Below are 5,622 nucleotides of genomic sequence, written 5' to 3'. Positions count from 1 at the left end.
ATGTAAGATCCTCGTTAAGAACTTTGAGCGCACCTTGACCAATGCCACCACGAAGCTCAATCTCTGCTTCGTCAGGTTAATGATTAAGCGACTTGCCGCCTTTTAGAGATGTCAAATGGGTTCTATAAGAGTGTTTACGACTAATTGAGAAACTTTTGCTGCCGCCAAACCTTGATAGTTTCCACACTCACTATTGGCATACCATCGCGGGTCATTAGGGTTTGCACTAATTTGAGCTAATGCGCTTAAGTTTGGTGTACTGAAACTTATGCCAAAGCTTAAAATTGATGCACTATAGCAATCCTAGGTCAGTTGAAGAAAAGTAAGGATTGAACTACTGTTGAGGGTAAATGTAGACTTTGAGGTCTGACTGAAGATGGAAGAGGTGGTCGAGTTTATTCAAAGTAATCCTGACTCTAGAGAACTCAAACGCGCATTGGCAGTGCAAATGGTACTAAAAGGCTATTTATATCGACAAATCGCCGAAATTCTCTCTGTTTCGGACAGCTTTATCAGCAAATGGTGGCTAGTGTTTGAATCTGTTGGGGTGATTGGGTTACAACTGAGTTATCAAGGGAGCAAAGGCTATTTGAATGCAGGGCAACGGCAAGCGGTAATCAACTGGTTGCAACAGAAGAACTATTGGAATCTGGCACAATTGCAACAGCATATTCAAGACAGATACAGCATCAAGTTCAAATCGCGACAGAGTTATTATGAGTTATTTGCCATTGCAGGCATCAGTTGGAAGAAAACGCAAAAGCGCAACCCGAAAAAAGATCCAGAGTTAGTGCAAAAAAAAACTAGAAATACTTGCCCAACTGAGTCAATGGCTGCCAGAGATAGTGGCAGGAACAATGAGTGTGTTTTTCATTGATGAGTGTCACCTACGGTGGGGGGATGTCTGTGGCTATGTTTGGGGTAAGAGTAATACCCGAATTGAAGTCCCCATCGTCAATGAGCGTCAGAGGCAAACTTATTATGGGGCATTGGATTACTTCAATCACGAGGTTTTGACTCAAGCCTATCCTATAGCTAATTCAGAACATACCATCAGTTTTCTGGATTACCTACAAGCCCAGCGTCCCCATCAGCGGATTGCGATTATTTGGGACGGAGCCAGTTATCATCGCTCACAGGAACTGAAAGATTACTTGCAATCTCTCAATACTGGACGAGCGCAATCATCCTTGCCACTCACTTGTATTCGGTTTGCCCCTAATGCTCCCGAACAAAATCCTGTTGAAGATGTTTGGTTGCAGGCTAAACGATTCCTCCGTGAGTTCTACCACCTGTGTGATTCATTCTCCCTTGTCAAACTACTGTTTGAACTTGTAACTCACGGTCAAACCTTTAACTTCCCAAAGTTATTTGAGTATGCCGTCTTTCCACGACCCACCTAGGATTGCTATAGCAACGAGAGTTTGTGTAATACGTTTAGAGTTCAGTTTTAGCATGAAAACCTTTCAACTTCTGTTTTTGTGTCAGGGATGTATTCAATGAGTTTACATACTGAAATAAGAATTTTTTACTTAGACCTCTCTCAGTTAACTTTGAAAACAAGCGGGATTGAATTACTAAACTTTTCATATCTAAATTTAGCTATTATCTACAAGTAAGTCTTCAGTAAAAATACGCAAACGAAAACAGTTAGTAGTAGAAATAAGTAAGTAAAAACCTGTAGAAACGTAAGTTTTATGAGATGGGAATCAAATTAAAGCCCCGCCACTAAATTCACCATAAAGTTGATAACAATGATTTGAATTTTTCTATTAATTACAGCAGTTCTCGATTGAATGAGATAGAGTGGGAGGCATCGCCACTAATTATTGATTAGTAAATGGATGAAAGCTTACTCAAATGATTTTCGCCAAAAAATTGTGGAAACCAACAGGAGAGATATTGAGTCAATCCAGCAGACAGCCACTCGTTTTCACGTCAGCTACAGCTTCGTCTGGAAGCTGATTAAAGGTTATGAACAAACTGGTTTAGTTAGCCCCAAGCCTCATGGAGCATAATTCTTCGCGTCTTAAAGCAGCATCATAAGAGAATGCAAGCATTACACGATTTCTAAGTGGTTCGCCCTTCATTGCCTCTAAAATTGATTGCCATTGTTCACCAGTCGGAATCCAAGGTAGCTTAGTATATCGTGGAATAAGACCCCGCTCTCTTTGTCCTCCGAAGGTTTTACCTGGTGTATACTTTCCTCGTCCAACTGGATTATTTGAGCGCAGCCCTTCTTCCATCAAATAGTCATAGTAAAGGCGGACTGCTGTAAGTTTTTGTTGTAGCGTTGCATCTGCAAGACCGTAAACTGGATTGCCAGAGTATTTACTATTTATATAACGAGGATTCGGTCGTGTCGTAAGATCTCGAACATATTTGGCAATGTGTTCTTTTGTTGCAATATCAGGAATAACATTACAGTTATTAGAAAAAGAAAGAAAATCTTCTAAAGCTCTTCCATATGCTTCTATAGTATTCGGAGCAAGGCATAAGTTAGCTTGAATTTGTAACCACGTTTTTGCACGTGAAACCTGAGCAAGAGATGGATAACGATTCCAGTTGATATCAGTCATATTAATAATGTAAACAAAGTGAAAGCAAGTCTAATCCTCGCTTATGGTTTATCTACGCTAATTATATTCCACGTAACTTCCGATGAACGCCATCAGGCATACAAAGGCATTGCCACCGAATACAATACAACTTACCAAGCTGTTAGCGAAACATCAGGGCAAATCCTTAGCTATCAGGGTGGGGTAGTCGAATCGCTTTACGCAGCAACCCAAGCGATCGTGGACAAGGCGCACAAAGGAGCGGGGATGAGCCAGACGGGGGCGTATGCTTATGCCGCTCAAGGGTATGATTATCGGCAAATCTTGGACGTGTACTATCCAGGGGTGGCGATCGCACTGTTGGAGTCGAAGCGGTAATCTTTATTTCCAAGCAGCTTCTTGGAAAATGAAGTATCAGGTTAAAATCAAAGTTAATGACAGAAGTAATTTTAGTAGAGTTAAAAAACAATCATGAGTGAAACAGATACGTTGATGGCTACAGTTTATATAAAAGGTGGTAATGACGTGCAGATTCCCGTAGAGGAATTAGCAGATTACCTTCATAATAATGCGGACAAAATTGAGACTCGGCATCGAGAAGCAAGAAGGAAAAGGATTACCGATAGTGCAGTTGAGGTCAAAATAAATTAGCAGCTAGGAGTAAATAATCACAGTTGAGTTAAAAATTTCTGTAGCAAAATCGTTATCATCAAGTTGTGCTTGACTTTCAGCAAAGAAAACATCGCAGTTGATGAATAAACGATAGCTTGTCTTTGGGTCGTCGCTAGGCTTGGAAGTATAAAGCAATTCTTGCCCTAGCTCTGCGTAAATATAAATATTTTGCTGCCCTTGAAACTGACCGTAAACGCAACCACCCGCACAAGCAGTATCAAATTCTTTGCGTGAAGCTTTGACTTTCAAAATCATTGTTTTCTAGCTGGGGATGTAGAGGTATCTCCTCATTTATATCCTAATAATAACATAGGTTTTGCATACAGTCAACAGTGTTGCAAACGTATATGCTTAAGTGCTAATATGTTATCAATAAATTGATTGAATGACTAATGCCTAATCCACATCCAAAAACTGAGCAGTTAGCACTTGGACGAGGAAAACGCCCTAAGTTGAACAACCACACTGTAGCGATGAGAATGTCTGAGTCAACACAAGCGACTTTAGAGCAAATAGCCCTTCAGTACGGCTGTAAGTACGGTGATAAGCCTTGGATTGCTGGGCTACTAGCAAGATTGCAGAAGGTGAGTTACTGATTGTTCCTGCTCCTCCTGGTTCACGCTGATAACCCAGCCTGCCGAGGGCTAGAAGTTTGGCTACGCGCAAATTTCTTTTGTTCTACCTTGGGAATGCTATCTAGCCGCTCTTGCAATTGAGGCGATTGTAAGCCCTTGGCAAGATTCCGCATCTCAACGGTTTGAGGTGATTTATCCCACAAAGAGTAAGCCATGTCTTGTTTATGCCATTGACCTAATTGGTTTTGTCTCTGCTGCAAGTGTGCGATCGCATTATCTAACTTATTCGCCGTCTGTTCTACCTGGGCGACGGCTAAATCGTACTTGCCATTCCAACTACGAAAAGGACTTTTTTGCATAGCTTCAACAGTTGCTAACTGTTCGGTTTGTTGGCTTCCCAAAGCGTTGATATGGTCTGTAATTTGCTTAACCTCAGACTCAACTTTTTGTCGATCAGCAAGAGGTGGGGGGCTAGGTGGAGGGGAGTTCAGATAATTGGTTATACTTTGGTTGAGGGCAAGCAAGTCCCCGTCGCCCAGGTTGCTCAATTGCTCAACGACCATTAATTGCTTGTAGTGCGCCCATCCGCAGGCGGCGCAGAGCGTCCTGGACGCCGAGGCGAGCGGGCTGGGCCTGCACGTCGACCCCCAGCAGGGGACCGACCCGAGGGAGTTTCGCTCGTGAACGAGGCCACGATCGCGCTGCTCGTCGTGCTGTTCGCGCTGCTGCTGTCGAGCACACCCATCGCCGTCGCGCTGGGCCTGACGGCCTTCGCCTACTTCTTCTACTTCACGACGATCCCGCTGACCCAGCCGTCGGAGACGCTGGTCAACGCCCTCAACAACTTCCCGCTCATGGCGATCCCGTTCTTCGTCCTCGCGGCCAACATCATGAGCCGCGGCGGCATCAGCCGGCGCCTCACCGAGGCCGGCAACGCCCTCGTCGGCCAGTTCCGGGGCGGGCTCGCCATGACGGCGGTCCTGTCCTGCATCTTCTTCGCGGCCATCTCGGGGTCCAGCCCCGCCACCGTCGTCGCGGTCGGCACGCTGCTGATCCCAGCGATGATCAAGAGCGGCTACGACCATCGCTTCTCGACCGGTCTGATCGCAACTTCCGGATCGCTCGGCATCCTCATCCCGCCGTCGATCCCGCTCATCGTCTACGGCATTGCGACCGAGGAGTCGATCGGCGACCTGTTCATCGCCGGCATCCTACCCGGGCTGTTCGCCGGCCTGCTCCTGCTGATCATGGTGATCGTGATCTCGCGCAAGCGCGGCTACGGCACCGGTGAGAACGCCCTCGTCCTGACCAAGCGGCAGCGCACCCGCGCCCTGCGCGACGCAGCTCTCAGCCTGCTGCTACCGATCTTCGTGCTGGGCGGCATCTACGGCGGCATCTTCACGCCCACCGAGGCGGCGGCGATGGCGGTCCTCTACGCGGTCCTGCTCGCCGTGTTCGTCTACCGCGAGCTGAGTCTCAAGGACATGGGCAGCGTGCTGCTCGGCTCGGCCCGCACCTCCGCGATGGTCATGTTCATCATCGCCAACGGCATCCTGTTCACCTTCGTGCTCACCAGCGAGCGCATCCCCGGTCAGGTGGCCGACGGGCTGCTCGGCCTCGAGCTGAACAAGTGGGCGTTCCTGCTGGTGGTCAACCTGCTGCTGCTGGTCGTCGGCTGCTTCATGGAGACCTCGAGCGCCATCCTCATCCTGGCACCGATCCTGCTGCCGATCGCCGTCGAGCTGGGTGTCGACCCGGTCCACCTCGGCATCATCATGATCATGAACCTTGAGATCGGCATGATCACACCTCCGCTC

General features: G+C 47.0%; 8 protein-coding genes and 2 pseudogenes. 7 read left to right on the top strand and 3 right to left on the bottom strand.

Annotated features, from left to right (window positions below; translation table 11 throughout):
* From AC2VE5_RS23900 to AC2VE5_RS23890, 3 genes and pseudogenes are all read left to right on the top strand, one after another.
* Nucleotides 1–106, top strand: a pseudogene (locus tag AC2VE5_RS23900) (transposase); the annotation flags it as partial.
* A 270-nt stretch (nucleotides 107–376) separates the two neighbouring features.
* Nucleotides 377–1,403, top strand: a protein-coding gene (locus AC2VE5_RS23895) for an IS630 family transposase (protein WP_486890143.1) whose coding sequence is annotated in 2 segments (ribosomal slippage) — nucleotides 377–798 and nucleotides 797–1,403 — 1,029 coding nt in all. Because the reading frame shifts where the segments join, the coding sequence is not laid out codon by codon here.
* Nucleotides 1,404–1,844: 441 nt separating this feature from the next.
* On the top strand, nucleotides 1,845–2,018 hold the full coding sequence (locus tag AC2VE5_RS23890) for a helix-turn-helix domain-containing protein (RefSeq protein ID WP_486890142.1): 174 nt from the start codon (nucleotides 1,845–1,847) through the stop codon (nucleotides 2,016–2,018).
* Here AC2VE5_RS23890 and AC2VE5_RS23885 read toward each other — a convergent pair.
* Nucleotides 1,989–2,579: a tyrosine-type recombinase/integrase gene (locus AC2VE5_RS23885; RefSeq protein WP_486890141.1), complete on the bottom strand. Its 591-nt coding sequence runs from the start codon at nucleotides 2,577–2,579 to the stop codon at nucleotides 1,989–1,991. The genes AC2VE5_RS23890 and AC2VE5_RS23885 overlap by 30 nt on opposite strands.
* Nucleotides 2,580–2,645: 66 nt before the next feature.
* Here AC2VE5_RS23885 and AC2VE5_RS23880 point away from each other — a divergent pair.
* Nucleotides 2,646–2,936 (top strand): annotated as a pseudogene (locus tag AC2VE5_RS23880) (SpoIID/LytB domain-containing protein); the annotation flags it as partial.
* 93 nt (nucleotides 2,937–3,029) lie between these two features.
* Entirely contained in the window at nucleotides 3,030–3,209 is a 180-nt protein-coding gene (locus AC2VE5_RS23875; RefSeq protein WP_486890140.1) for a hypothetical protein, read from the top strand.
* A gap of 3 nt (nucleotides 3,210–3,212) precedes the next feature.
* Here AC2VE5_RS23875 and AC2VE5_RS23870 read toward each other — a convergent pair whose 3' ends face one another.
* A complete protein-coding gene (locus tag AC2VE5_RS23870) occupies nucleotides 3,213–3,485 on the bottom strand; it encodes a hypothetical protein (RefSeq protein ID WP_486890139.1) in 273 nt (90 codons plus the stop codon).
* A gap of 137 nt (nucleotides 3,486–3,622) precedes the next feature.
* On the opposite strand from AC2VE5_RS23870, the gene AC2VE5_RS23865 reads away from it, so the two are divergent.
* Complete coding sequence (locus tag AC2VE5_RS23865) at nucleotides 3,623–3,826, top strand: hypothetical protein (protein WP_486890138.1); 204 nt, start codon at nucleotides 3,623–3,625, stop codon at nucleotides 3,824–3,826.
* 20 nt (nucleotides 3,827–3,846) lie between these two features.
* Here the strand turns inward: AC2VE5_RS23865 and AC2VE5_RS23860 are convergent, their stop codons facing one another.
* The gene (locus AC2VE5_RS23860; protein ID WP_486890137.1) at nucleotides 3,847–4,368 is read right to left on the bottom strand and encodes a hypothetical protein; all 522 of its coding nucleotides are present in this window, start codon (nucleotides 4,366–4,368) and stop codon (nucleotides 3,847–3,849) included.
* 117 nt (nucleotides 4,369–4,485) lie between these two features.
* Here AC2VE5_RS23860 and AC2VE5_RS23855 point away from each other — a divergent pair.
* A partial coding sequence (locus tag AC2VE5_RS23855) for a TRAP transporter large permease (protein WP_486890136.1) occupies nucleotides 4,486–5,622 on the top strand: 1,137 nt, incomplete at its 3' end.

The sequence above is a fragment of the Aliterella sp. E5.1 genome (assembly GCF_057473825.1).
Note: the sequence above shows the minus strand (reverse complement) of the source record. Positions and strands in the feature narration are given on the sequence as shown.

What these genes read in the sequence shown, in the direction of transcription:
- AC2VE5_RS23870 (WP_486890139.1), bottom strand. Translation starts at nt 3,485, where the DNA reads ATGATTTTGAAAGTCAAAGCTTCACGCAAAGAATTTGATACTGCTTGT.
- AC2VE5_RS23890 (WP_486890142.1), top strand. Translation starts at nt 1,845, where the DNA reads ATGAAAGCTTACTCAAATGATTTTCGCCAAAAAATTGTGGAAACCAAC.
- AC2VE5_RS23860 (WP_486890137.1), bottom strand. Translation starts at nt 4,368, where the DNA reads ATGGTCGTTGAGCAATTGAGCAACCTGGGCGACGGGGACTTGCTTGCC.
- AC2VE5_RS23885 (WP_486890141.1), bottom strand. Translation starts at nt 2,579, where the DNA reads ATGACTGATATCAACTGGAATCGTTATCCATCTCTTGCTCAGGTTTCA.
- AC2VE5_RS23865 (WP_486890138.1), top strand. Translation starts at nt 3,623, where the DNA reads ATGCCTAATCCACATCCAAAAACTGAGCAGTTAGCACTTGGACGAGGA.
- AC2VE5_RS23875 (WP_486890140.1), top strand. Translation starts at nt 3,030, where the DNA reads ATGAGTGAAACAGATACGTTGATGGCTACAGTTTATATAAAAGGTGGT.